Origin of the sequence: Aureimonas sp. AU4 (genome assembly GCF_001463765.1) — a bacterium.
Taxonomy (GTDB): Bacteria; Pseudomonadota; Alphaproteobacteria; order Rhizobiales; family Rhizobiaceae; genus Aureimonas.
In genome coordinates this window covers 26,395-51,059 of record NZ_BBWK01000019.1, presented here as the reverse complement: position 1 = coordinate 51,059, position 24,665 = coordinate 26,395, and the positions used below count along the sequence as shown (strand labels likewise).

Annotated in this window: 24 protein-coding genes; 13 read left to right on the top strand and 11 right to left on the bottom strand. The window is 70.4% G+C overall.

Translation table 11 applies throughout. The annotated features are described in order from the left end of the window. The first annotated feature begins 33 nt into the window (after positions 1-33). From AUL35_RS07240 to AUL35_RS07200, 9 genes are all read left to right on the top strand, one after another. Positions 34-231, top strand: a complete 198-nt coding sequence (locus tag AUL35_RS07240; RefSeq protein WP_062013518.1) for a hypothetical protein — start codon at positions 34-36, stop codon at positions 229-231. A gap of 666 nt (positions 232-897) precedes the next feature. Beyond that, entirely contained in the window at positions 898-2,010 is a 1,113-nt protein-coding gene (locus tag AUL35_RS07235) for an iron-containing alcohol dehydrogenase (protein WP_062013516.1), read from the top strand. A 48-nt stretch (positions 2,011-2,058) separates the two neighbouring features. Next, positions 2,059-3,093 carry an aldo/keto reductase gene (locus AUL35_RS07230; protein WP_062013514.1) on the top strand — a complete coding sequence of 345 codons (1,035 nt, stop codon included), beginning with the start codon at positions 2,059-2,061 and terminating at the stop codon, positions 3,091-3,093. Between the two features lie 130 nt (positions 3,094-3,223). After that, positions 3,224-4,078: an amidohydrolase gene (locus AUL35_RS07225; protein ID WP_082666174.1), complete on the top strand. Its 855-nt coding sequence runs from the start codon at positions 3,224-3,226 to the stop codon at positions 4,076-4,078. Between the two features lie 49 nt (positions 4,079-4,127). Beyond that, positions 4,128-4,853 (top strand): SDR family oxidoreductase, encoded by a 726-nt coding sequence (locus AUL35_RS07220; RefSeq protein WP_062013512.1) that lies wholly within the window; start codon positions 4,128-4,130, stop codon positions 4,851-4,853. Continuing rightward, positions 4,843-6,351 carry a sugar ABC transporter ATP-binding protein gene (locus tag AUL35_RS07215; protein WP_062013510.1) on the top strand — a complete coding sequence of 503 codons (1,509 nt, stop codon included), beginning with the start codon at positions 4,843-4,845 and terminating at the stop codon, positions 6,349-6,351. Before AUL35_RS07220 ends, AUL35_RS07215 begins: the two co-directional genes overlap by 11 nt. Continuing rightward, a complete protein-coding gene (locus AUL35_RS07210; RefSeq protein WP_062013509.1) occupies positions 6,348-7,301 on the top strand; it encodes an ABC transporter permease in 954 nt (317 codons plus the stop codon). Before AUL35_RS07215 ends, AUL35_RS07210 begins: the two co-directional genes overlap by 4 nt. Positions 7,302-7,315: 14 nt before the next feature. After that, positions 7,316-8,260, top strand: a complete 945-nt coding sequence (locus AUL35_RS07205; protein ID WP_062013507.1) for an ABC transporter permease — start codon at positions 7,316-7,318, stop codon at positions 8,258-8,260. 68 nt (positions 8,261-8,328) lie between these two features. After that, the gene (locus AUL35_RS07200; protein WP_062013505.1) at positions 8,329-9,432 is read left to right on the top strand and encodes a substrate-binding domain-containing protein; all 1,104 of its coding nucleotides are present in this window, start codon (positions 8,329-8,331) and stop codon (positions 9,430-9,432) included. Between the two features lie 72 nt (positions 9,433-9,504). Here the strand turns inward: AUL35_RS07200 and AUL35_RS07195 are convergent, their stop codons facing one another. Together AUL35_RS07195 and AUL35_RS07190 are read right to left on the bottom strand one after the other, a co-directional pair. Further along, complete coding sequence (locus tag AUL35_RS07195; RefSeq protein WP_062013503.1) at positions 9,505-10,758, bottom strand: D-amino acid dehydrogenase; 1,254 nt, start codon at positions 10,756-10,758, stop codon at positions 9,505-9,507. 157 nt (positions 10,759-10,915) lie between these two features. After that, entirely contained in the window at positions 10,916-11,314 is a 399-nt protein-coding gene (locus AUL35_RS07190; protein ID WP_062013501.1) for a RidA family protein, read from the bottom strand. Positions 11,315-11,506: 192 nt separating this feature from the next. On the opposite strand from AUL35_RS07190, the gene AUL35_RS07185 reads away from it, so the two are divergent. Then, positions 11,507-12,085, top strand: a complete 579-nt coding sequence (locus AUL35_RS07185) for a TetR/AcrR family transcriptional regulator (RefSeq protein ID WP_062013499.1) — start codon at positions 11,507-11,509, stop codon at positions 12,083-12,085. Between the two features lie 26 nt (positions 12,086-12,111). Here AUL35_RS07185 and AUL35_RS07180 read toward each other — a convergent pair whose 3' ends face one another. The 7 genes from AUL35_RS07180 to AUL35_RS07150 all read right to left on the bottom strand — a co-directional run bounded on the left by AUL35_RS07180 (position 12,112) and on the right by AUL35_RS07150 (position 20,634). Then, positions 12,112-14,187, bottom strand: a complete 2,076-nt coding sequence (locus AUL35_RS07180) for a methyl-accepting chemotaxis protein (protein WP_244493689.1) — start codon at positions 14,185-14,187, stop codon at positions 12,112-12,114. A 94-nt stretch (positions 14,188-14,281) separates the two neighbouring features. Continuing rightward, positions 14,282-15,061, bottom strand: coding sequence for an SDR family oxidoreductase (locus AUL35_RS07175; RefSeq protein ID WP_062013495.1), 780 nt, complete (start codon positions 15,059-15,061; stop codon positions 14,282-14,284). Positions 15,062-15,066: 5 nt separating this feature from the next. After that, on the bottom strand, positions 15,067-16,215 hold the full coding sequence (dgoD, locus tag AUL35_RS07170) for a galactonate dehydratase (RefSeq protein WP_062013493.1): 1,149 nt from the start codon (positions 16,213-16,215) through the stop codon (positions 15,067-15,069). Next, positions 16,212-17,105: an aldose 1-epimerase gene (locus AUL35_RS07165; protein ID WP_062013491.1), complete on the bottom strand. Its 894-nt coding sequence runs from the start codon at positions 17,103-17,105 to the stop codon at positions 16,212-16,214. The genes dgoD and AUL35_RS07165 overlap by 4 nt, the downstream gene beginning before the upstream one ends. A 5-nt stretch (positions 17,106-17,110) precedes the next feature. After that, a complete protein-coding gene (gene araH, locus AUL35_RS07160) occupies positions 17,111-18,061 on the bottom strand; it encodes an L-arabinose ABC transporter permease AraH (RefSeq protein ID WP_062013490.1) in 951 nt (316 codons plus the stop codon). A gap of 6 nt (positions 18,062-18,067) precedes the next feature. Continuing rightward, positions 18,068-19,579 (bottom strand): L-arabinose ABC transporter ATP-binding protein AraG, encoded by a 1,512-nt coding sequence (gene araG / locus AUL35_RS07155; protein ID WP_062013488.1) that lies wholly within the window; start codon positions 19,577-19,579, stop codon positions 18,068-18,070. Positions 19,580-19,650: 71 nt separating this feature from the next. Continuing rightward, positions 19,651-20,634, bottom strand: coding sequence for an arabinose ABC transporter substrate-binding protein (locus AUL35_RS07150; RefSeq protein WP_062013486.1), 984 nt, complete (start codon positions 20,632-20,634; stop codon positions 19,651-19,653). Positions 20,635-20,795: 161 nt separating this feature from the next. Here AUL35_RS07150 and AUL35_RS07145 point away from each other — a divergent pair, with 161 nt between their 5' ends. Beyond that, complete coding sequence (locus tag AUL35_RS07145; protein ID WP_062013484.1) at positions 20,796-21,527, top strand: FadR/GntR family transcriptional regulator; 732 nt, start codon at positions 20,796-20,798, stop codon at positions 21,525-21,527. A gap of 15 nt (positions 21,528-21,542) precedes the next feature. Here the strand turns inward: AUL35_RS07145 and AUL35_RS07140 are convergent, their stop codons facing one another. Together AUL35_RS07140 and AUL35_RS07135 are read right to left on the bottom strand one after the other, a co-directional pair. After that, the gene (locus tag AUL35_RS07140; RefSeq protein ID WP_062013482.1) at positions 21,543-22,022 is read right to left on the bottom strand and encodes a nucleoside deaminase; all 480 of its coding nucleotides are present in this window, start codon (positions 22,020-22,022) and stop codon (positions 21,543-21,545) included. Between the two features lie 84 nt (positions 22,023-22,106). Beyond that, entirely contained in the window at positions 22,107-23,075 is a 969-nt protein-coding gene (locus tag AUL35_RS07135) for a sugar-binding transcriptional regulator (RefSeq protein ID WP_062013480.1), read from the bottom strand. Positions 23,076-23,193: 118 nt separating this feature from the next. On the opposite strand from AUL35_RS07135, the gene AUL35_RS07130 reads away from it, so the two are divergent. Together AUL35_RS07130 and AUL35_RS07125 are read left to right on the top strand one after the other, a co-directional pair. Then, positions 23,194-23,880: a transaldolase family protein gene (locus tag AUL35_RS07130; RefSeq protein WP_062013478.1), complete on the top strand. Its 687-nt coding sequence runs from the start codon at positions 23,194-23,196 to the stop codon at positions 23,878-23,880. After that, entirely contained in the window at positions 23,877-24,665 is a 789-nt protein-coding gene (locus tag AUL35_RS07125; RefSeq protein ID WP_062013476.1) for an L-iditol 2-dehydrogenase, read from the top strand. The genes AUL35_RS07130 and AUL35_RS07125 overlap by 4 nt, the downstream gene beginning before the upstream one ends.

Here is a 24,665-nt window from a genome sequence, read left to right as displayed (position 1 = left end):
GAGCCGCCTCACGCGAACCATCCAAGGCCCGTCATGCTCCGTCACTTCCTTGGCTTGTCCCTCCGCCCCTTCGGCGTCCGGAGCAACGGTCGCGGCCGGAGCGCGCACGAGCAGCATCTCATCGTCTCGATGCTCGACGAGGGCTGCTCCTACGCCGTGATCCGGCACCGGCTCGATGTACCGAGCTCGGCGATCGACGTCGCGATCCGCCATCGGGGCGACCGAGGCTGACGGGCACGGCGCAGACGCGAAGCCTTGGCCGGCGCGCCGCGCGGCGCGGGATCGGGCACCGCGCGCGACGGGCCTGAACGTCGCAAAGCAGATCGCCGGTGCCGCGAGAACAGCTCGGCAGCGCGCATCGACGGTCGGCAACGGGTTCGGGGCGAGGCGTCGGCGACGCGGCGGTTGCCGACGTTCCGGGCCCCGCCGTTCGTGCCGGGGATACGGGTCGAGAACCGCCACCGACGTCCGCCATATCGCACCCGAGGCCATCGTCCCGTTTTCGTGGTGAGAGCCGGGCGTCGGGCCGGGCCGGACACGCGTATAGCCATCACGCCTCATATATCTGTTCGGCCTTGGACGGTGACCTGATGATCAGGCGCGCCAACAGTCGGATGCTTGCAGTGCGGATCTGACACAACGAGTGTTCGCCAAACTCATATATCGGTTGACGATGTCAGCCGGGATTCGATACGTGTTGCGACAAGGCGGAGGGGAGGCCGCCAGCTCGAGGTCGAGACGGGGCATGGACCGCTCGGCGACCCGATCAGACCCCCGGAAATCGACGATGCCGAACGCGCGGGTCTCCCGCCGCGACGGTCTCCCCACGCTCCGGGCGACGCCCCGCAGGCGACCGTCCGCGCCCCTCAAGACAAGCCGATCCGAAAGCGTCTCGCCATGGCCCTCATCACGTACCTGACCCGCATCGAGTTCGACGAGGGCGCAATCTCCCGGCTTCCCGAAATCCTCGCCGGGCTCGGCGTGACGCGCCCGCTCGTCGTCACCGATCGGGGCCTCGTGGCGAGCGGACTCGTGGAGCGCGTGCTCGCCCTCTTCGCCGCGCGCCCGGCGGTGTTTTCCGAAACGCCCGCCAACCCGACCGAGGCTGCCGTCGATGCGGCCTTTCGCCAGTACGGTGCGGACGGGTGCGACGGCATCGTGGGCCTTGGCGGCGGCTCGTCGATCGATCTCGCCAAGGCCGTGCGCCTCCTGACAGGCCACGAAGGGCCCCTTGCGCAATACACGGCGGTGGAGGGCGGAGCCGCCAGGATCCACTCTCGCATCTGCCCGCTCGTCGCCGTGCCCACCACCTCGGGCACCGGCTCCGAGGTGGGGCGCGCGGCCGTGATCATCACGGCGGAGGGGCGCAAGCTCGGCATCGTCAGCCCCCACATGCTGCCGACCGTCGCGCTGTGCGATCCCGAACTGACCTACGGCCTGCCGCCCTTCCTGACGGCGGCCACCGGCATGGACGCCATCTCCCACTGCCTCGAGACCTTCATGGCCCCGTCCGTGAACCCTCCGGCCGACGCCATCGCGATCGACGGCCTGAAGCGCGGCATGGGCGCGATCCGCGAGGCGGTACGCGACGGCTCGAACCGCCAAGCTCGCTGGGACATGATGATGTGCGCGCTGGAGGGCGCGATGGCCTTCCAGAAGGGGCTCGGCGCCGTTCATGCCCTGACCCATCCGCTGGGCGCCTTGCGCGAGCTGAACCTTCACCACGGCACTCTCAACGCCGTGCTCATGCCAGCCGTCCTGCGCTTCAACCGCGAGGCGATCGGTGCGAAGTGGGAGGTCCTGTCCGGGATCCTCGGCGGCGAGCCCGACCGGGTGATCTGCGACCTTTCGAGAAGCATCGGCCTGCCGCCGGGCCTCACGGCCATGGGCGTCACCGAGCCGATGATGGAACGCGTTTCGGGCGAGGCGCTGAAGGACCATTGCCACGGTACCAACCCGCGCGTGCCGACCCGCGAGGAGTATCGCGAGCTTCTGCGCCAGTCGGCATGATACATCGGCCGAGACCGTTGATTCCCGCTTAACCCTTCGCAAGGCCGTATCTCCATGAAGGCATCCGACAAGCGACCGCTGAAGCGCGCCGGCATCGAGCTGACGGCGCTGGGCATGGGCACCGCGCCGCTCGGCGGGCTCTACGCGCCGGTCGCGCTCGCCGACGCGCGCGCCGCGCTCGACGCCGCCTGGGAGGCGGGCATCCGCCATTTCGACACCGCGCCCATGTACGGGCTCGGGCGCTGCGAGCACCTGACGGGCGGCTTGCTGCGCGAGGAGGACCCGTCGTCCTTCGCCGTCTCCACCAAGGTCGGCCGCCTCATGACCTTCGAGCGGCCGGGCCGCACGCTGCCGCCCGAGCCCCCGAAGAACGAGTTCGATTCGGGCTGGCACAACGGCCTCTCCTTCCGGGAGGTCTTCGACTACTCCCGCGACGCGATCCTGCGCTCCTACGACGACTCGCGGCAGCGGACGGGGCTGTCCAAACTCGACATCCTCTTCGTCCACGACATCGGCCGCGTCACCCACGGCGCGCTCCACGACCATCACTGGAACGCCTTGACGAAGGGCGGCGGCTTCCGGGCGCTGGAGGAGCTGCGCGCGGCGGGGCTCATCGCGGGCTTCGGCCTCGGCGTCAACGAGAACCAGGCCATCCTCGACGCGATGGAAGAGGCCGACCTCGACGTCTGCCTGCTGGCCGGCCGCTATACGCTGCTGGACGGGTCGGCCACGGACGCGCTCTTGCCCAAGGCTCTCGAGCGGGACGTGGCGCTGGTGGTCGGCGGCGTCTTCAACTCCGGCATCCTTGCCTCGTCCTCGGGCCGCAAGAAATACAACTACGTCGACGCGCCGGCCGAGATCGTCGCGAAGGCCGAAGCGCTGGAGGCAGCCTGCGCCGAGCATGGCGTGCCGCTCGCGGCCGCCGCCATCCAGTTCCCGATGCGCCATCCGGCCACCGGCAACGTGGTGATCGGCGCCCGGAGCGCCGCGCAGGTCCGCCAGAACGTCGAGTGGTTCGAGCAGCCCATTCCCGATGCCCTCTGGACCAGCCTCGAAAACAAGGGTCTGATCCCCTCGGCCTGAGTCGGGATCGCGTCTGGGAACATGCCATGCTGAAGACCATCGATCCGCCGCCCGGCGCCGTGTGTCCCGCCTCCGCCCAAGCGGGGACGGCAAGGCTTTCGCGGCACCGGCACGCGGGAGCGTTCCGCCCGTGAGCGCCCCGGCCGAGCCTTCCACGATCGACAGCCACCAGCATTTCTGGCGCGTCTCGCGCGGCGACTACGGCTGGATGGGCGAGCATGTGAAGCCGCTCCTGCGCGACTTCATGCCGGGTGACCTCGAGCCGCTCCTGCGCCGCGCCGGCATCGGGCGCACGATCATCGTCCAGGCGGCGGCGACCGAGGCCGAGACCGACTTCATCCTCGACATCGCCGCGCGCACCCCCTTCGTCGCGGGCGTCGTTGGCTGGCTCGACATGGAGGCGGACGACTTCGTCGGGCGCCTCGCGCATTACGGCCGCAACCCGCACTTCCTGGGCCTGCGGCCGATGCTGCAGGACCTGGACGACGACCGCTTCATCCTGCGCCCGCGCGTCCTCGACAACCTGAAGCGGGTCAGCGAAAGCGGGCTCGCCTTCGACATCCTGACCTTTCCGCGCCACCTGCCGCACGTCGCCGAAGCGCTCCACGAGGTGCCGGGGCTCCGCGCCGTGGTGGACCATCTCTCCAAGCCCTCGATCGCGGACGGGACGCTCGATCCCTGGCGCGACGACATCGCCGCGATCGCCGCCTTCCCGAACGTCTCCTGCAAGGTGTCGGGCATGGTGACCGAGGCGCGGGGCGACTGGGCGCTCGAGGACCTAGCCCCTTACGTCGACCACGTCGCCGCCTGCTTCGGCGAGGACCGGCTCCTGTTCGGGTCCGACTGGCCGGTGGCGACCCTCGCCGCGACCTACGGCGAGGTCGCCAACGCGGCGCGTGCGTTGCTCGGCCGCCGCTTCGGGCCGGAGGGCATGGAGAAGATCTTCGGCATCAACGCTCGTCGCTTCTATCGCCTGCCCGACTGAGGCGGGCGGGCAGACGGTTCAGGGGAGGAGTGACCGGGAGGGGATGGCAATGGGTTTCGAGGGCAGGACCGCGATCGTCACGGGCGCGGGCAAGGGGATAGGCCGGCGCACCGCCGAACTTCTGGCCGAACGGGGCGCGAGCGTCGTCGCGCTGTCGCGCTCGGCCGAGGATCTCGCCGCACTGGAGCGGGCGATCGACGCGCGGGGCATCGCCGTTGACCTCGCCGACGCCGCCGGGACGCGCGAGGCGGCGAGCCGGGCCCTGCCGGCCGACCTTCTCGTCAACTGCGCGGGCATCAACATCCTGGAGCCCTTCCTGGAGATGCGCGACGAGAGCTTCGATCTCGTCCAGGGCGTGAACGTGCGCGCCGCGGCCATCGTCTCGCAGGTCTTCGCGCGCGATCTCGTGCGGCGCGGGCAGCCGGGGGCCATCGTCAACGTCTCCTCGATCTCCTCCTTCCTCGGCTTTCGCGACCACGCCGCCTACTGCGCCTCGAAGGGGGCGATGGACGGGCTGACCCGCGTCATGGCGAACGAGCTCGGTCCCCACGGCATCCGCGTCAACTCGGTCGCCCCCGGCATCACGCTGACGGATCTGGCCCGCGTCGCCTGGGAGGCGCCGGAGAAGGGCGGACCCATGCTCGCCCGCACCCCGGTCGGCCGCTTCGCCGAGACCGGCGACGTCGCCGAGGTGATCCTGTTTCTCCTCAGCGACGCGGCGGCCATGATCGCCGGCACGACGCTTCCGATCGACGGAGGCTTCCTTGCCGTCTGAGCGCGTGCCGCTGGTCGCGCTGCGCGGGATCGAGAAGTCCTTCGGCCCGGTCTCCGTGCTGAAAGGGGTCGAGTTCGACCTCTATCCCGGCGAGGTCCACGCCCTGATGGGCGAGAACGGGGCCGGCAAGTCCACGATGATCCGCCTCATGTCGGGCGCCCACCAGCCCAACCGGGGAACGGTCGAGATCGACGGTGCGCCGACGCGCCTCTCCACCCCCGCCGACGCCAAGGCGGCGGGCATCGCCGTGGTGCACCAGGAACTCCTGCTCTTTCCCGCCATGACGGTGGCCGAGAACATCTTCCTCGGCCATGCGCCGCGCCGGGGCGGCGACCTTCTCGACTGGGGCGAGATGCGCCGTCGCGCCAGAGCCCTCCTCGACCGGCTCGACTGTCCCGAGCTCGACGTCGACGAGACGGTCTCGCGCCTGTCGGTCGCCAACCGGCAGCGCGTCGAGATCGCGCGCGCCCTGTCGCGCGATGCGCGCGTCCTGATCATGGACGAGCCGACCGCAGCCCTCGCCGAGGCCGACGTGCGCCGCCTTCTCGACGTCGTGCGCTCGCTCCGCGCGCAAGGCGTCGGCATCGTCTATGTCAGCCACCGCATGAACGAGATCTTCGAGATCTCGGATCGCGTCACGGTGCTGCGAGACGGGCGCACCATCGACACGCGCCCGACGGCCGAGGTGAGCGAGGCGAGCCTCGTGTCGATGATGGTGGGCCGCGACATCGATCAGCTCTTCCCCAAGGAGGCCGTGCCCGTCGGCGACACCGTCCTCGAGGTGCGAGGGCTGACGCATGGCGCCAAGGTTCGCGACATTTCGTTCAGCGTCCGGGCCGGCGAGATCCTCGGCATCGCCGGGCTCGTCGGCTCGGGCCGCACCGAGCTTGCCCAGACGATCTTCGGCGTGACGCCCGCGACCTCTGGCGAGATTCTGATCGACGGCAAGCCCGTCTCGGTCGGCAGCGTGAGGGAGGCGATCGACCATCGCATCGCCTACGTGCCCGAGGACCGCGCCCAGCACGGCCTCGTGCGGCCGCAGTCGATCCGCGAGAACGTCTCCATGGCGATCCTCGACCGACTGACGCGGCGCAGCGTGGTGGACACGACGCGCGAGCGCGAGCTCGCAGAGGATGCCATCCGCCGCTTCGCCATCCGGGCGCGGGGCCCCGGCCAGGTCGTCGCCCAGCTCTCGGGCGGCAACCAGCAGAAGGTCGTGATCGCCAAGTGGCTCGCCACCGACCCGCGCATCCTGATCCTCGACGAGCCGACGCGCGGCGTCGACGTCGGCGCCAAGACCGAGATCCACAAGCTCATGAACCAGCTCGCGGCCCAGGGGCTCGCCATCGTGATGATATCGAGCGAGCTGCCCGAGGTGCTCGGCATGAGCGACCGGGTGCTCGTGATGAACGGGGGACGCGTCTCGACGGTCCTCGACCGCGTCGATGCCACGCCCGAGACGGTGGGTGCCGCCATGATGACGGGGCACGCGGCATGAACGGGCCCTCGCTCGCCCGACGCCTCGCGGGCTCGGGTCAGGAGCTCCTGCTCCTCTTCGCCATCCTTGCGATCTTCCTCGTGGTCGGATGGCTCAATCCGCGCTTCGTCTCACCCAACAACCTGACCTCGATCTTCGTGGGCAACGCCTATGTGGCGGTGGCCGCGATCGGCATGTCGATGGTCATCATCTCCGGCCATATCGACGTCTCGGTCGGCGCCCTGATCGGCGTGCTCGCCACGATATCGGGGCTGCTCGTCACCAACGGCTATCCGGTCTGGGTGGCCTGGCTCCTGCCGGTCCTGATCGGCGGCCTCTGGAACGCCGGGCTCGGCGCCGTGATCGCCTATCTCAAGGTCCCCTCGATCATCGCGACGCTCGCCGTCCTGTCGATCCTGCGCGGCGGGCTGATCACGGCGACCGGCGGCGCCTGGATCTCGGGTCTTCCGCCCGAGTTCCAGCTCGCCCAGTTCCGCCTCCTCGGCGTTCCCTCGCCGGTGTGGTTCATGGTGGGCATGACGGCGGTCGCGGCCTTTCTCCTGCGCAACACCGCCTTCGGGCGATCGATCTACGCGGTGGGCGGCAACGGCGAGGCGGCCGAGGCCGAGGGCATTCCCTACAAGCGGACGATCGTGAAGGTCTTCGCGATCCACGGGCTGATCGCGGGCGTCGCCGCGATCCTCTTCGCCACGCAGCTCCAGGTCATCCAGTCCACCGTGCCGAACGGGCTGGAGCTCCTGATCATCACGGCCGCCGTGGTGGGCGGCGTGTCGATCCTGGGCGGCATCGGAACCGTGACGGGCGCGGCGCTCGCTGCGATCCTGTTCGCGGCGATCGGCTCCTCGCTGATCTTCCTCAACGTCTCGGCCTACTGGCTACGCGCCGTCCAGGGCGTCCTCATCCTCGGCACCGTGCTCATCGACATGGCGCGGCGCGGGCGAACCGGCTGAGAGGGGAGAGACCCATGACCCTGCGCTCCATGCTGCGCCACGAGACGCTTCTGGCCCTCATCCTCGCGGTCGCGCTCGCGATCCTCGCCTTCAACAACGACCGCTTCTTCACCGGCGCCAACCTTCTGAATCAGGGCCGGCTGATGACCGAGGTCGGGCTCATCGCCGTGGTGATGACCTTCGTCATCGTGACCGGCGGCATCGACCTGTCGGTCGGCTCGATCCTCGGGCTCTGCGCCATCCTGGTCGGCGTCTTCTGGAAGACGCTCGGCCTGCCGCTGCCGCTCGCCATGGCGCTGTGCCTCGTGGTCGGCACGCTGGCCGGCTTCGTGAACGGCGTCATCATCACGCGCTTCCGCGTGCCGCCGCTGATCGCGACGCTCGCGACCCTCGCGCTCTACCGGGGGCTTGCCGAGGGCATCAGCCAGGCGCAGTCGATCCGCGGCTATCCCACGTGGTTCTTCACGCTGGGCCAGGGCAGCGTCTTCGGCGTTCCCACGCAGCTCTGGCTGCTTCTGGCCACCGCGCTTCTCGGCTTCTTCATCCTGCGCTTCACCGCCTTCGGCCGGGCGACCTACGCCATCGGCAACAACGAGCGGGGCGCCGAGTTCTCCGGCATCGACGTCACGCGCACCAAGCTCCTGATCTACTCGGCGTCGGGCTTCATGTCGGCGCTGGCGGCGCTCGTCTTCGTCAGCCGCGTCTCGACCACGCGCTCCGACATGGGCTCGGGCATCGAGCTCGACGTCATCACCGCCGTGGTCCTTGGTGGTACCTCGATCTTCGGCGGGCGCGGCCTCGTGGTGGGTACGCTTCTCGGCCTCTGCCTCGTCCAGGTGCTCAAGAACGGCCTCGCCTTGTCGGGCGTGCGCGGCGACGGCACCATCGTCATCATCGGCGCGGTGCTGATCGCCGCCGTGCTGATCTCGAACTTCCTCAGTCGCTATTCCGGCGACTGAAGGGCGGCGCGCGGCCGGGAGGGCCGCGCGAGCGAAACGTCACTGTCTCAGGGAGGACACAAGACCCCATGCGCACCCTTCTGGCATTCCTCGTCGGAACCAGTCTTCTCACCGCACCCGCCATGGCGCAGACCGCCTGGACCGGCGGCGACGACCAGCCCGCCAACCCGCTCGCCTGCGACGCCTCGGTGTCGGCGGCCGCGCCCGGCGAATACAACGGCGGCATGCCGACCAACGCGCCCGACCGCAAGGGCAAGCCGCTGCGCGTCGTCGACATCCCGAAGCTCGTCGGCGTCGGCTACTTCGCCTCCACCGCGGCCGGCATCCAGGAAGCGGCCAAGGAGATCGGCTCCATGACCGTCACGACCGACGGTCCGACCAAGGCCAATATCGACGAGCAGATCACCTTTATCGACAACTACATCACGTCCGGCGTCGACGGCATCCTGTTTGCCGCCAACGACCCGGTGGCGATCGCCCCCGTGCTGAAGCGCGCGCTGGAAGCGGGCATCAACGTCGTCGGCTACGACGCCGAGGCCGAGGCCGACGCCCGCCAGTGGTTCGTCAACCAGGCCGAGCCGAACGGCGTCGCCAAGGCGATGATCGACCAGCTCGCCTCCGAGATCGGCGAGGAGGGCTCGTTCGCCATCGTCACCTCCACCTTCACCACGCCCAACCAGGCGCGCTGGATCACGGAGATGAGCGGCTATGCCGCCAAGTGCCACCCGAAGCTGAAGTTCCTGGAGACGGTCGAGGCGCAGGAAGACAACATCCTGTCCTTCAACCAGGCCCAGACCCTGATCAACAAGTACGGCGACGACCTGAAGGGCATCCTCGGCATGACCTCGGTCGCGACGCCGGCAGCCTCCGAGGCGGTGCAGCAGAACAAGCTGTGCGACAAGGTCTCGGTGGTGGGGCTCGCGCTGCCCAACGCGATGAAGCCCTACGTCAACGGCGGCTGCATCAAGTCGACGATCCTGTGGTCGACGGTCGACCTCGGCTACGCGGCGGGCATGGCGATGCGCGCGGTGGCGGACGGGACGCTGAAGCCCGGCGACAAGACCTTCAAGGCGGGCCGCCTCGGCGAGCTCCAGATCGTCAACCAGAGCCAGATCCTGCTCGGCGCCCCGAAGGTCTTCACCAAGGCCGACATCAACAACTTCGACTTCTGAGGAAACGAGGCGCCGCCCCCTCGGGCGGCGCTCGCATCGGTCGGGGCCGCGACGCGCGTCGCGGCCCCGACCTCAGCGACCGTAGCGCGCCATGCCGAGATCGCGCGCGTCGATGGCGGGCGCATGCGCCGAGACGAGGTCGGCGAGAAGCTGTCCCGAGCCGCAGCTCATGGTCCAGCCGAGCGTGCCGTGGCCGGTGTTGAGGAAGAGGCCCGGCAGCTTGGTCGGGCCGATCACCGGGGTCCCGTCCGGCGTCATCGGGCGAAGGCCCGACCAGAACGCCGCGCGGGACAGGTCGCCGCCCGGAAACAGATCGCCGACCGAGTGCTCCAGCGTGCGACGCCGTCGCTCGGGCCGGTCGTTGGTGAAGCCCGAGATCTCCGCCATGCCGCCGACGCGGATGCGGTCGCCGAGGCGCGTGATGGCGATCTTGTAGGTCTCGTCCATGACGGTCGATTCGGGCGCGCGCGACGCGTCCACGATCGGGATCGTCAGCGAGTAGCCCTTCACCGGATAGACCGGCAGGCGGACGCCGTGCTCGGCGACCAGCCCCGGCGAATGGGAGCCGAGCGCCACCACCACCGCGTCGGCCTTCACCGTGCCCGTATCCGTCTCGACGCCGCTCGCGCGACCGCCGTCGCTGAGGATGCGGCGCACGCCGACCCCCCATCGGAAGGCGACGCCCCGGTTCTCGGCCATCTCGGCCAGCGCGTTGGTGAACTTGAAGCAGTCGCCGGTCTCGTCCTGCGGGGTCTGGAGGCCGCCCACGAACTCCGCGCTCGTGTATGCCAGCGCCGGCTCGGCGCGGATGCAGCCGTCGCGGTCGAGGACGGCGAATGGGATGCCGTCCGCTTCCAGTGCCTTCTGGTCCTTGAGCGAGGCGTCGAGCTGCGCCTGCGTGCGGAAGAGCTGGAGCGTGCCCTTCATGCGCTGGTCGTAGACGATGTTGGTGTCGCGCCGCAGCTCGGCGAGGCACAGGCGGCTGTAGTCCGACAGGCGCAGCATGCGGCTCTTGTTGCGCGCATAGGCCGAGGAGGTGCAGTTGGCGAGCATCTGCGCCATCCAGCGCAGCATCGCCGCGTCGAGCTTGGGCCGCAGGACCAGCGGCGCATGCTCCATCATCAGCCACTTGATCGCCTTGCGCGGGATGCCCGGCGCGGCCCAGGGGCTGCAGTAGCCGAACGAGACCTCGCCCGCATTGGCGAAGCTCGTCTCCAGCGCCGGCCCCTCCTGCCGGTCGAGGACCACGACCTCGTGCCCCGCGCGCGCCAGATACCAGGCCGACGTGACGCCGATCACGCCGGCGCCCAGAACTACGACCTTCATGCCATGCCCTCCGACCGCTCGCGTCCGGAACGGAAGTGCCGAAGAGGCGCCGACAAGCGTCTCGGATCCGGCCCCCGCGAACCTCTCCCCCGGACGCGACCGGCTATCGATGGACCCGGGCGAGCGGCCGGGTCAAGACCGCCCGCAAGGGGCCGGCTCAGGCTCCTGTGGGAATTCGCGCGACGACCTTGATCTCGAAGTCGAAGCCCGCGAGCCAGGTGACCCCGACCGCCGTCCAGGTCGGGTAGGGAGCGTCGGGAAAGGCCTTGCTCTTGGCTGCCATCACGGCCGGGAGCTGTGCCTGCGGGTCGGTGTGGAACGTCGAGACGTCGATCACGTCGTCGAAGCCGCAGCCCGCGGCGGCGAGCACCGCCGCAAGGTTGCGGAACGCCTGCTCGACCTGGGCCTCGAAGCCCTGCACCGGCTCGCCGTCGAGCCCGCTGCCGACCTGGCCGGACACGAACAGGAGATCGCCGGACCGGATCGCGGCGGAATAGCCGTGCTTCTCGTAGAGCGCATGGCGGCCTTCGGGGAAGATGGCGTCGCGCTTTGTCATGTCGTGTCTCCGCTCGGCCGTCGGTTCGCGCATCGTGGCGCGCCGAACCGAAACGGCTTCGGTTTCGAATGATCTCGCGAAGTGATATACGAGGCGTATGTGAGATATTCGCATACGAAACGTATGTCAATTCGCATACGGGGCGTATGCCAACCGAGAGTCGATATGGCACCTAGCCGCCGAGCCGAAACGATGGGGGAAAACCGGGCGAGGCTTCTGGCCGCCGCGCGACGGGCCTTCGCGGCGACGGGCTTCGCCGCCGCCTCGATGGACGAGCTGACCGCCGAGGCAGGGCTGACGCGCGGCGCGCTCTATCACAGCTTCGGCGACAAGCGCGGTCTGCTCGCCGCCGTCGTGGCCGAGATCGACGGCGAGATGGCGGCGCGCGCCCGCGAGGCGGCGGCATCGGCGCCCAGCGCCTGGGACGCTCTGCTGGCGGAAGGGTCGGCCTATATCGGCATGGCGCTCGACCCGGAGGTCCGGCGCATCGTCCTTCTGGACGGACCGGCGTTCCTCGGGGACCCCTCGCAATGGCCGAGCCAGAACGGTTGCCTGGATCTGACGCGCCAGGCCGTGGCGCAGCTCCTGCGGGACGGGATCCTGCGCCCCGTCGATGTCGAGGCGGCCGCGCGCCTCCTGAACGGCGCCGCGCTCAACGCCGCGCTCTGGGTCGCGGCGAGCGACGCCCCGGAGGCGGTGCTGCCGCGGGCCGACGCGGCGTTTCGCCTGATGGCCTCGGGTCTCCTGCGCGAGCGGGATGGGCAGGGCTAAGGTCGCCCGCCTGCCCGCGCGGGTGCTCAGGCGCTCATGCGCTCGAAGCCGCCGTCGCCGTCGAGGTCCAGCGCCATCCCCTTGTCCGGCCCGGCCAAGGCTGCGACCGGCGGGCGCGCCGCGGGACGGTGCCGCTCGCCGAAGGCTGCGACCTTTTCCTGCAGGACACGCACGGACTCGCGCCGCTCGGCGGGTGGCTGGGCGGGCCGTGCCAGGGTCGCGGCGCCGATCCGGAAGAAGCCGGCGCGCTCGGTGAGGCGCGCGGCCTCGGCGGAGAGCTGGGTGGCGGTGGCCGACATCTGCGTCGCCGCGCCCGCATTGGCCTGCGTCACCTGGTCGAGCTGCTGGATCGCCTGGTTGATCTGCTCGGCGCCGACCGACTGCTCGCGGCAGGCCGCCGAGATCTCGGCCACCAGCTCCGAGGTGCGGCGGATGTCGGGCACGAGCTGCTGGAGAAGGGCGCCGGCCTCCTCGGCCACATGCAGCGTGTTCGAGGACAGGGTGCCGATCTCGCTCGCCGCCTCCTGGCTGCGCTCGGCGAGCTTGCGCACCTCCGAGGCCACGACCGCGAAGCCCTTGCCGTGGGAGCCCGCGCGCGCCGCCTCGATCGCGGCGTTCAGCGCGAGGAGGTCAGTCTGGCGCGCGATCTCCTGCACGATCGTGATCTTGTCGGCGATCGTGCGCATGGCCTCCACGGACTTGGCGACTGCCTCGCCCGAGCGCTCGGCGTTCAGCGAGGCCGCGCCCGCGATCCGCTCCGTCTGCGTCGCGTTCTCCGAGGTCTGGCGAACGTTGGCGGTCATCTGCTCGACGGCCGCCGAGGCTTCTTCCGAGGCCGCCGCCTGCTCGGTGGAGCCGGACGACAGGCGCTCGGCGGTCGCCGCCGACTGCGAGGAGCCCGAGGCCACGAGATCGGCCGAGGCTGCGACGTCGGACACAATCTCCCGCAGCTTGGCGGTCATCGACGCCATGGCGCGCTGGAGCTCGGACACCTCGTCGCTGCCCTTGGCCGCGATCTTGAGCGACAGGTCGCCCGTGCTGATCGCGTTGGCCGCCTCCACCGCATGGCGCAAGGGGCGCGCGATCATGCGCCGGCTGAAGAAGGCAAGCAGCGCGACCACCACGACGAGGCACGCGGCGACGCCGGCGAACATGGTGAGGGCCTGCCGGTCCGCCGGGCCGATGATCGCCGCCTGCGGCACGTCCACGACCATGATCCAGCCCGCGCTCAGCGCCGGCATGTCGAAGGGCAGGAACAGCCGCTGGAAGACCGTCCCGTCCGTGGCGACGAGCCCTTCCGCCGTGGTGGCGGTCCGGCTCTGGATGGCGGCCCGCAGCTCCGCGCTGCCGGCGCCGTCGCCGTAGGGCTTGGCGCGAAGGCCCGCGTCCGGGTTGCTGATCCAGTCGCCCTTGCCCGACAGGAGGGTGACCGAGCCGACGCCGAAGGGCTTCAGGGCGAGAAGGCGCGTGGACAGGCCGCCGAGGTCGACGTCGAGCCCGATGAGGCCGATCATCTTTCCAGCGGAGGAAAGCGGCATGGAGAGCGACGAGATCATGACGCCGCGCCCGGTGGAGCCTTCCACATAGGGCGAGGAGATGGCGAGCTTGCCGGAGTTCGCGGAGGCCGTCCACCAGTCGGCCTTGTAGTCGTCCTTGAAGGTCGAGAAGCTGACCTTGGTGGCGTCGTCGCGCGTCCAGTAGGCAGCGAGGATGCCGTTGGCGTTGGCGCCCAGCTCCTTGTTGTCGCGCACCTCGTCCTGGCGTCCGTCGAAGGCCTTGGGGCTTTCGATGAACCAGCTGCCGAACGCCGTCGGGAACGCTTCGAGGTTGCGCTTCAAGGCGACGAACAGGCCGGGGCGGTCGAGCTGGCCGCTCTCGAGCCGCTCGCCCAGAAGCGTCGAGGCCGAGCCGAGGCCGCCCGCATACTGGTAGAGTTCGGTTTCCACCACGTGGGCGGCGCTGGTGGCCTCGCCGAGGATCGTGCGCTGCGCGCTCGCCACCGCGTTCTCGCGCGTGGTGCTCGCCAGATAGGCCGCGCCCGGGAGCAGCGTCACCGCAAGGCCTGCCCCGACGCAGGCGATAAGCTTCATGCTGAGTTTCATGGTGTCGTCCCGACCGGCGGCTCTACCGAAAGATCGGGACACATTGTATCGAGCGAAGTCTTAAGGCGGCCTTCCTCTCGGGAAGGCGACGGCGTCACGCCGGGTGCTGCAGGACGCTGAGGCCGCCGTCGACGGTGAGGCAGGTGGCGTTCATGAACGGGCACTCGTCGGAGATCATGAACACGGCGGCGAGCGCGATCTCCTGCGGGCTCGCGATGCGACCACCCGGGTGCAGCGCGAGCGTCTCGGCCCGCGCCGCCTCGGGGTCGGGAAACGACGCCCAGTAGTCGAGCACCTTCTGCGTCGCGACATAGCCGGGAGCGAGCGCATTCACGCGTACGCCATGCCCCGCGTATTCGAGGCCGAGCGACTTCGTCATTCCCAGAAGCGCGTGCTTGGCGAGCGGGTAGGGGAAGGTATGCGGGATGATCGTGAAGGCGTGGGTCGAGGCGATGTTGAGGATCGCGCCGCCGCCCGCCTCGATCAAGCCCGGCAGCACGGCGCGGCAGCAGTTCCAGGCGCCCTTGAGGTTGACCGCGAAACAGCGGTCCCACTCGGCGTCGGTTGCGGCGAGCGGCTCGGCGAAGACGTTGATGCCGGCATTGTTGACGAGCGCGTTGACGGGGCCGATCGCCGCGCGCGCCTCGTCCACGGCACGGCCGATCGCCTCCGCGTCCGTGATGTCGGCCGCAACGGCGATGAGCGAGGCGCCGGCGGCCCGCAGCCCGGCGGCGGTCTCGGCGAGAAGCGCCTCGTCGCGGTCGACGAGGAGGAGCGCCGCGCCCTCGCGCGCGAAGGCCTCTGCCATCGCCGCGCCGATCCCCTGCGCGGCACCGGTCACCATGATGCGCTTGCCCGAAAGACGTCCCGCCATGTCGCTCACCACTCCGCGAACGACCCGTCGGCATGGCGCCAGACGGGATTGCGCCAGCGGTGCCCCTCGCTCGCGCGCCGCACCACGTACTCCTCGTTCACCTCGACGCCGAGCCCGGGCCCTTGCGGGATCGCCACGAACCCGTCCTCGTAGGCGAAGACCTCCGGGTTCGACACGTAGTCGAGCAAATCGTTGCCTTCGTTGTAGTGGATGCCGAGGCTCTGCTCCTGGATGAAGGCGTTGTAGCTGACGGCGTCGATCTGAAGGCAGGCGGCGAGCGCGATGGGCCCGAGCGGGCAATGGGGCGCGAGCGCGACGTCGTAGGCCTCGGCCATGGCCGCGATCTTGCGGCACTCGGTGATGCCGCCGGCATGGCTGAGATCGGGCTGGATGATGTCGACGTAACCATCCTGCAGCACGCCCTTGAAGTCCCAGCGCGAGTAGAGCCGCTCGCCGAGCGCGATGGGCACCGAGCAGTGCTTGGTGATCTCGGCCAGCGCCTCGCGGTTCTCCGAGAGCACCGGCTCCTCGATGAACATCAGCTTGTAGGGCTCGAGCTCGCGCGCCAGCACCTTGGCCATCGGCTTGTGGACGCGGCCGTGGAAGTCCGCGCCGATGCCGACATGGGGGCCGACCGCCTCGCGCACGGCCGCGACGGCGGCGACCGCGCGCTCCACCTTGTCGAACGTGTCGACGATCTGGAGCTCCTCGCAGCCGTTCATCTTCAGCGCCTTGAAGCCGCGCGCCACCGCCTCGCGGGCGTTCTGCGCGACATCCGCCGGCCGGTCGCCGCCGACCCAGGAATAGACCTTGATACGGTCGCGGCACTGGCCGCCCAGCAGCTGGTGGACCGGCTGGCCGAGAGCTTTGCCCTTGATGTCCCAGAGCGCCTGATCGATGCCCGCGAGCGCGCTCATGTGGATCGCGCCGCCGCGATAGAAGCCGCCGCGGTAGAGGACGTTCCAGTGGTCCTCGATCAGCATCGGGTCGCGGCCGACGAGGTAGTCGGCCAGCTCGTGGACGGCGGCCTCGGTGGTGAGCGCGCGCCCTTCCACCACGGGCTCGCCCCAGCCGGTGATGCCCTCGTCGGTCTCGATCTTCAGAAACAGCCACCGCGGGGGAACGATGTAGGTCGTGAGCTTGGTGATCTTCATGGGCGGCTCGGGCTCCCCGGCGGCAGAGGAAAGGGCGAGAGGCGGATCGCGCCCGACAGGCTTTCGCCGGGGGAGAGCGCGACGAGGCCGCCGCCGTCGGCGTGGTGGTGGGCGCCGGCGCGGTGGTTCATGGGCTCCAGGCAGAACCACTCGGCCTCCGGCGCGCGGGCCCGGTCCGGCAGGAACAGGAAGGCGTGGGCAAACAGCGGGCCGGCCTCGACGAGGAGGCCCGCCGAGCGTTCGGGCCACAGAATGCGTGCCCGCCCGTCCCAGTCCTCGAGGCCGTTGTTGACCCAGCGCCCGGGCAAGGGCGCCCCGGCGGAGAAGTCGAGGTCGAAGGGCAAGAGGGCGGCGTCGCCCGGCAGATGGCCGGCACGCTCCTCGCGAAAGCCCCGCGCCCGCATCTCGAGCCGCGTGCCCGGCGTGCGCGGGAAGAAGGGATGCCAGCCGAGGCCGAAGGGCAGGGGCCGGTCGCCCGCGTTGCGCACGCCGAGCGCGAGGTGGAACGCGCCGTCCGCGATGCGCAAACTCTGGCGCGCCTCGTAGCGGAACGGCGAGCCCTCGTGCCGGAAGACGAGTTCCGCCGATGCGCCGTCGAACGCCTCGACCTGCCAGCCGCCGAGCCATCCGTCGCCGTGAAGGTAGGACGGGTCCTCGGTGTTGGGAGCGAAGGTGTATTCGTGCGCCCCGAAGCGGAAGCTGTTGCCGGGAAGGCGGTTGCCGAAGGGCACGAGCGGAAAGGCCGAGCGCGTGCCGGGACCGGTCCGCTCGTCGGGATGGAGAAGCGGAACGGCCCGCCCGTCGAGGTGCCAGTCGAGCGAGAGGACGCGGCCGCCTTGCGGCGAAAGGCGCGCCTCCAGCCCCTCGGCGCGCAGCGCGAGCGTTTCCACCGAGGCTACCGCCGTCCGAGCGCGCGCGAGCGCAGGTTGTCGAGGAGCACGGCGAAAAGGAGGATCAGGCCGCGCACGACGTACTGGTAGAAGGCCTGGATGTTGAGGAGGTTCATGACGTTCTCGGCGATGCCGAGGATCAGGACGCCGACGATGACGCCGCTCATGGTCGCGCGCCCGCCCGCCAGCGATACGCCGCCCAGCACGCAGGCCGAGATCACCGAGAGCTCCAGCCCGGTCGCGGCGTTGGGCTGGCCGCTGGTGATGCGCGAGGCGAGGAGAATGCCCGCCACCGCGCAGACGAGTCCCTGCAGCGCGAAGATGCCGATGCGGCCCCAGTCGACGTCGACCCCCGCCAGCCGCGAGGCTTCCGGGTTGCCGCCGATGGCGAGCGTGTTGCGGCCGAACACCGTGCGGTTGAGCACGAAGGCGAAGACCGCGAACAGGATCGCCATGATCCAGACCGGCGTCGGCACGCCGAGGAAGCGGCTCAGCGCCAGCGCGTAGAAGGCCGGGTCGTTGATGCCGACGGCTCGCCCGTCCGACGCGATCAGCGCGAGGCCGCGCACGATCTGCATGGTGGCGAGCGTCGTGATCAGCGCGTTGATGTGGAGCTTGGCGATCACGACGCCGTTGACGAGCCCGACCAGCGCGCCGGCGGCGAGCGCGGCCACGAGTCCGAGCGGGATCGAGCCCGTCTCGTTCGAGACCATCACCGCGACCATGCCGGAAAAGGCGACCGTCGAGCCGACCGAGAGGTCGAAGTCGCGCGAGGCGAGGCAGAACATCATCGTGCAGGCGACGATGCCGATCGTCACCACCGACTGGAGAAGGCCGAGCACGTTACGCTCGGTCAGGAAGTTGGGAACCGTCAGCGACACGAGCGCGAAGGCGAGGACGAAGAGGACGAGCAGTCCCTGCTCGCCGAGAAGGACGCGTTTGATCGTCGTGGTCATGATGGGTCAGCTCTTCCGGGCTTGGCGGGGCGTGTCGCGGTCGGGCAGGGCGGCGGCCAGCAGCGCCGCCTCGGTGAGCGCGCCGCGCCGGAACTCGGCGGCGATGCGCCGCTCGCACATGACGAGGACGCGGTCGCAGATGCCGATCACCTCGGGCAGCTCGCTCGACACCACCACCACCGCGATGCCGCGCTCGGCCAGCGCGTAGAGGATCTCGTAGATCTCGGACTTCGCGCCGACATCGATGCCACGCGTCGGCTCGTCGACGATCAGGACCTTGACGTCGGGCTCCGACAGCCAGCGGGCGAGGATCACCTTCTGCTGGTTGCCACCCGACAGGTTCACGATGTCCTGGCGCCGCGAGGGCGTGCGGATGCGCAAGGACGCGATGAAGCGATCCGCCGTTTCGGCCTCGCGCCTGGGCTGGACGATGCCGAAGGGCGAATGGTGGCGGCGCGACGAGATGGCGATGTTCTCGGCCACCGAGCGCCCCTGCACGATGCCGTCGGCCTTGCGGTCCTCGGGGCACAGAACGAGCCCGGCGCGGATCGAGGCGCGGGGATCGGAGAGGGGCAGGGGCGCGCCGTCGACGATGACGGTGCCGCCCGAGGCCCGGTCCGCGCCGTAGACGAGACGCATCAGTTCCGAGCGCCCCGCACCGACCAGACCGAAGAAGCCGAGGATCTCGCCCGCGCGCGCCTCGAAGCGCTGCGGCTCGGGGAGCTTCTCGCCCGACAGGCCCTCGACGCTCAGCCGGACCTCGCCGGCAGGCCGGGGACGCCAGCCCCAGATGTCGCTGATCTCGCGCCCCACCATCTCGGACACGAGTCGCTCGCGCGTCACGCCCTCCATGGTCGCGTGATGGGCGGCAAGCGCGCCGTCGCGCAGGACCGTGCAGCCGTCGCAGAGGCGGAAGATCTCGTCGAGCCGGTGCGAGACGTAGAGGATGACCTTGCCGGCCGCGCGCAGGCGGTCGATCAGGCGGAACAGGATCTCGCTCTCGCGCGAGGAGAGGGACGAGGTCGGCTCGTCCAGCGCGATCACGCGCGCGTCGATCATCACGGCTTTCGCGATCTCCACCATCTGCCGCTCGCCGATCGAGAGGCTGGAGACCTTGGCCGCCGGGTCGATCACGACGCCGATCTCGCGGAGCGTTCGCGCGACCTCCGCGAACAGCGCGCGGAAGCGCACGATGCCGGCGCGCGAGGGCGTTCGGCCGAGCCGCAGGTTCTCGGCGACCGACAGGTTGGGAACGAGCTGGAGTTCCTGGTGGACCACCACGACGCCGGCGTCGAAGGCATCGCGCGCCGAGCCGAAGCGCTGCTCGACGCCTTCGATGCGAATCTGCCCCTCGTCGGCGCGCGTGTCGCCCGACAGGATGCGGATCAGCGTCGACTTGCCCGCGCCGTTCTCGCCCATCAGGCCGTGGACATGGCCGGCGGGAACCGAGAAGCCGACGCCCTTGAGCGCGCGAACGCCGGGATAGGACTTGGAAAGTCCGCTGAATTCAAGAGACATCCGGCCCGTCCGTCCCGGGTGAAGGGGGACGGCGGGCCCTCAGGTCCGCCGCCGCGCGGGATCGCTTGGCGCTACTCGATGCCGAGGTCCTTGCGCACGGCCTGGTAGTCGCCGCGCTTGGCGAGCTGGCCGCTGGTCAGGATGAGCTTCTCGGGCTCCTTCCCGTCGGCGATCCACTCGTACATGTTGGAGGCCGTCTCGTAGCCGTGGCGCTTGGGGCTGATGATCACGGTGCCGAAGAAGCCCGTCTCGCTCGGCTTCTTGAACTCGTTGATGGCCGAGTCCGCGCCGCCGATGCCGACCCCGATCACGTTGGCGGCCGGAATGCCGACGCTCTCCGTCGCGCGCACCGCGCCCAGTACCGCCTCGTCGTTGAGCCCGACCGCGACCCAGTGCTGGATCTCGGGATGGGCGTTGACGACGGTCGTCGCCGCGTTCAGCGCGGCCTCGGTGTCGGTCTTGGCCTGGGGCGCGTTGAAGATGTTGGCTTCGGGCAGGCCGCTCTTCTCCAGAACCGAGGTCGCCCCCGCCACGCGGTCCACCGCGGTCGGCAGCTGGTCGTAGGAAACCTTGATCGCGCCGACCTTGGCCATGTCCCAGCCGCGCGCCTTGGCCTCGTCGGCGATCGCCTGACCGACGGCTTCGCCGATCTTGGTGGCCGAGATGCCCATGTGGGGCACCGCTTCCAGCGGCTGGCCGGAATTGTCGACCAGGCGGTCGTCGACCGTCATCACCTTCAGGTCGTTGGCGGCCGCCTTGGCGACGATGCCGGGGCCGAGCTTCACGTCGGGCGTGCAGATGATGAAGCCCTGGGCGCCCTGCGCGCCGAGATTGTCGATCGCGGCCTGGACCTTCTCGCCGTCCTCGGCGCCGATCTCGACGAGCGTGAAGCCCTTCTCCTTGGCGGCCTGTTGCGCGAAGCGCCACTCGTCCTGGAACCAGGGCTCTTCGGGCTGCTTCACGACGAAGCCGATCTTCACGTCGGCGGCGCTCGCCGAGCCGAGGGCGACGAGAAGGGCCGCGCCCGCCAACATCGTCTGCTTCCAGAACTTCATGCCTGCCTCCCGGATGGTGCGCGCCCGTTCTCCCTCGGCGCCGCCCGATTGGTAGCGCCGTCATGTCTGACGAGTCAATCGCAATGTATGACTTATTCCTGTCGTTGTCTGATGCGCGGAAATAAGCGAGAACCGTTCGATCGAGACCGGAATCCTGCCGCATGCCGCTCGCCCCCGTCGCCTCCTCCTCCGCCGCGACCCGGTCCCGGCCCCGCGTCGGCCGCGACTTCGTGGCCGCGCTCGCCCGCACGATCGTGGAGGGACAATACCCGGAAGGCTCGACCCTGCCTCGCGAGCAGGACCTGTGCGCGGAGTTCTCGATCAGCCGCACCGTGGTGCGCGAGGCGCTGAAGACGCTGGAATCGAAGGGCGTGGTGCGCTCGCGGGCGAGGGCCGGAACGCTCGTGCGGCCGCGCGCCGAGTGGAACCTCCTCGACGCCGACCTTCTCGACTGGATGGGCGATGCGGTGGTGGACGCCGAGCTCCTCGCCTCGGTCCTCGAGGCGCGGCGCGCGGTGGAGCCGTTCGCCGCCGAGCTGGCGGCGGCCCGCGCGAGCCTCAATGAGATCGCCGCGCTTCACGCGGCCTGGGAGGCGATGCGCGACGCCGAGCCCGGCGACGACGACGCCTTCACGGCGGCCGACGCCGAGTTCCACCGCATCCTCCTTCGCGCCAGCGGCAACCGTGTCTTCGTCCAGCTGTCGGGCGTGATCGATGCCGCGCTGATGCGGGCGCTCGACCGCGCCAACCGCTCGGTGGAGTCGCATCTCCATACGGTCGAGGTGCATGGCCGGCTCGTCGAGGCGCTGCGTATGCGCGACGGCGCGGCGGCTCGCCGCGCCTCGGGCGAGATCCTGGAAACCGCCGCGCGCGACCTCAGCCGCTTCGGCTGACGCGCCCCGCCGGCATCATCCCCGCTCGTTCGAGCGCCGGTGCAGATCGCGCACGCGCGTCGCCAGATCGTCCACCGGCCCGTCCACGGGCACGCCCGGCGCCACGTCCCGGATCGGCAGGGGCGCGACGGGCGAGGGGGCGGCGCCGAGCTCCCCCTGCCAGGCGGTGAGCTGCGCGGCCGACGAGGCGTAGACGATGCGGCCGAGCCCCGCCCAGGCATGGGCGGCCGAGCACATGGGGCAATGCTCGCCGGACGTATAAACGACGGCCTTCGCGCGCTGCTCGGGTGCAAGGTTCTCCGCAGCCCAGCGCGCGATCGCGAATTCGGGATGGCGCGTCGGGTCGCCCCCGCCCACTTCGTTGACGGCCTCCAGAAGCGTCTCGCCGTCTTGCGACACGAGGATCGAGCCGAAGGGCTCGTTTCCGGCGGAAAGGGTTTCCTCCGCAAGATCGACGCAGCGCTCCAGATGTCGGCGGTCCCGGCTGTCGATCATGCGATCCTCCCTGCGGCTTCCGGCCATGGCGGCCGCGTAACGGGATCTGGGGCGGGGCGGCGTTCCGGGGAAGGGGCCGTTCCGTCAGTCCCGCCCGAGCAGCGCCAGGGCCGCGCCCTCGTCGGTGACGAGCGTGTGGCAGCCGACCCGGCGGATCGCGGCGCGGATCGCGGGCGCGCGTCGCGCCCCGCCGCTCGCGATCACCACGTGGCGCGCCCTGGCCAGCGCCTCGAGGTCGACCGACATGACGCAGCCCATGATGGGATGGTCGAGCGTTCGCCCGTCGGCGTCGAGGATGTTGCACATGAGGTCGCACGTCCCGCCGGCGGCCATGAGCTCGGCGTAGACCTGCGCCGGCATGACGGCGCGCGACAGGGCGGTGGAGGCAGGCCCCACCTCGCCGACGCTGAACAGGGCGACGTCGAGCGCGCCCGCGATGCGCTCCACCCGGTCGAGACCGCAGCGCTCGCGCAGCGCCCGGCGCGTCTCGGCCGAGTCCACGAGAAGGGGCGCGGGATACAGAAGGCACGGCGCGCCGAGGCGGCTGGCGAGGCGCCAGGAGAAGTCCGTCGGGTTGTTCTCCGGCGCCTCGATGACGCCGCCGCACAGCGACACGATGCGTGCGCCCGCGTGAGTGGCGGGCCGGAGGCTTGCCAGCGACGCCGTCAGCGTGCGCCCCCACCCGACGCCGATCGACTGGCCGTCGACGAGCCCTTCCGAGAGGAACTTGCCGAGCGCCAGCCCGACCGAGCGCGCGGCGTCCGCCTCGCCCGGCGCGTGGGGCACCACGATCGCCTCGTCGAGCCCGAACTCCCGTTCCAGGGCCAGCGCGAGGTCGGTGCGCTCGCGCCCGCCCTCGTTGATCCAGACCTGAACCTCGGCGCGCTTCAGCGCCTCGTCGAGAAGGCGCGTGACCGTAGTGCGGCCGACGCCGAGCGCCTCGGCGATCTCGCGCTGCGTCATCTTGCGGTCGTAGTAGAGCCAAGCCGCGCGAAGGCGCAGCGTGGCGTCCTCGGCGATCGGGCCGGCGGGCGGTCTGCGCAGTCGAGCCATGGATTCCTCCCTTTCGCACCAAGCGCGTCGGATTGACATATGCCTGTTTGAGAAGGCATATGTCCACCACCACGCATCGCCCGCCCGGCGGCGCCCTCCCGCTACACGGACGTTTTCCATGGCCCATCGCGTCGCGCCCTCCAGCCGCACAGGCCTGCGCCTGTTTCTCGATACGGCGGACCGCGCGGCCTATGCCCGGTGGCTGCCGACCGGCCTCTTCCACGGCGTCACCACGAACCCGACGATCCTGGAGCGGTCCGGACTGCGCTCGGCGCTGCCCGTCCTGGCCGACCTCGTCGAGACCGTTCTCCGTTATCCCGTCCACGAGGTGCAGGCGCAGGCCTGGGGCACCGAGACCAAGGCCCTCGTCCAGACGGGCCGGGCGCTCGGCGCGATCGACCCGCGCGTCGTCGTGAAGGTGCCGGTCACCGAGAACGGGATGCGGGCGGTGTGCGAACTCCACGCCCTCGGCATCCGCACCACGGTCACGGCGGTCTACGCCTCGCACCAGGCGCTGACGGCGGCGGCGGCCGGCGCGGACTACGTCGCCCCCTATTTCGGTCGCATCAACGACGCGGGCCGCGACGGCGTGGCGGTGATGCACGAGATGCGCGCGATCCTGGCGACTGCGGGCGACGAAACGCGCCTTCTGGTGGCGAGCCTGCGCAGCGCCGACGACGTGGCACGGCTCGCCGCCGCCGGCTGCGACACGTTCACCTTCGGAACGGCGGTGGCGGAGGGGCTGTTCGCGGATGGCGACACGGCCGCCGCCTCGCGCGCCTTCGAAGAGGCGGCGGCCCGATGAGCGCCGTCGCCACGGACAAGCTTGCGGGCCGGGTCGCGATCGTCACGGGCGGAGCGAGCGGCATCGGCCGGGCCGTGTGCGAGCGCTTCGCGGCGGAAGGGGCGCGGGTCGTGGTCGCCGATCTCGACGCGGCGGCCTGCGAGCGCGTCGCGGGAGCCTTCGGCGCGGACGGCCTCGGCCTGGCCCTCGACGTCACCCGGCCCGAGAGCATCGAGGCGGCGGTTTCGCGCGTCGTGGCATGGGCGGGCGGGATCGACATCCTCGTCAACGCCGCCGGCATCTACGAGGTGCAGCCGATCCTCGAGATGACGCGCGAGCGAACGGCGCGCGTCTTCGCGGTGAACGTCGAGGGCCTGATCTTCATGACGCAGGCCGTGGCGCGCCGCATGGTGGAGCAGGGCCGGGGCGGGCGCATCGTCAACTTCGCCTCGCAGGCCGGGCGCCGCGGCGAGGGTCCGTCCGTCGCCTATTGCGCCACCAAGGCCGCCGTGATCAGCATCACCCAGAGCTGCGCGCTCGACCTCATCCGCCACGGCATCAACGTCAACGCCATCGCGCCCGGCGTCGTCGACACGCCGATGTGGAACGTGGTGGACGCCAAGCTCGGCGAGGCCGAGGGCCTCGCGCCGGGCGAGGTGAAGCGGCGCGTCGCCGCCGCCGTGCCGGCCGGGCGCTTCGGGACCCCCGCCGAGCAGGCCGCCATGGCCGCCTTCCTGGCGGGGCCGGACGCCGGCTACATCGTCGCCCAGTGCTACAATGTCGACGGCGGCAACGTCATGAGCTGA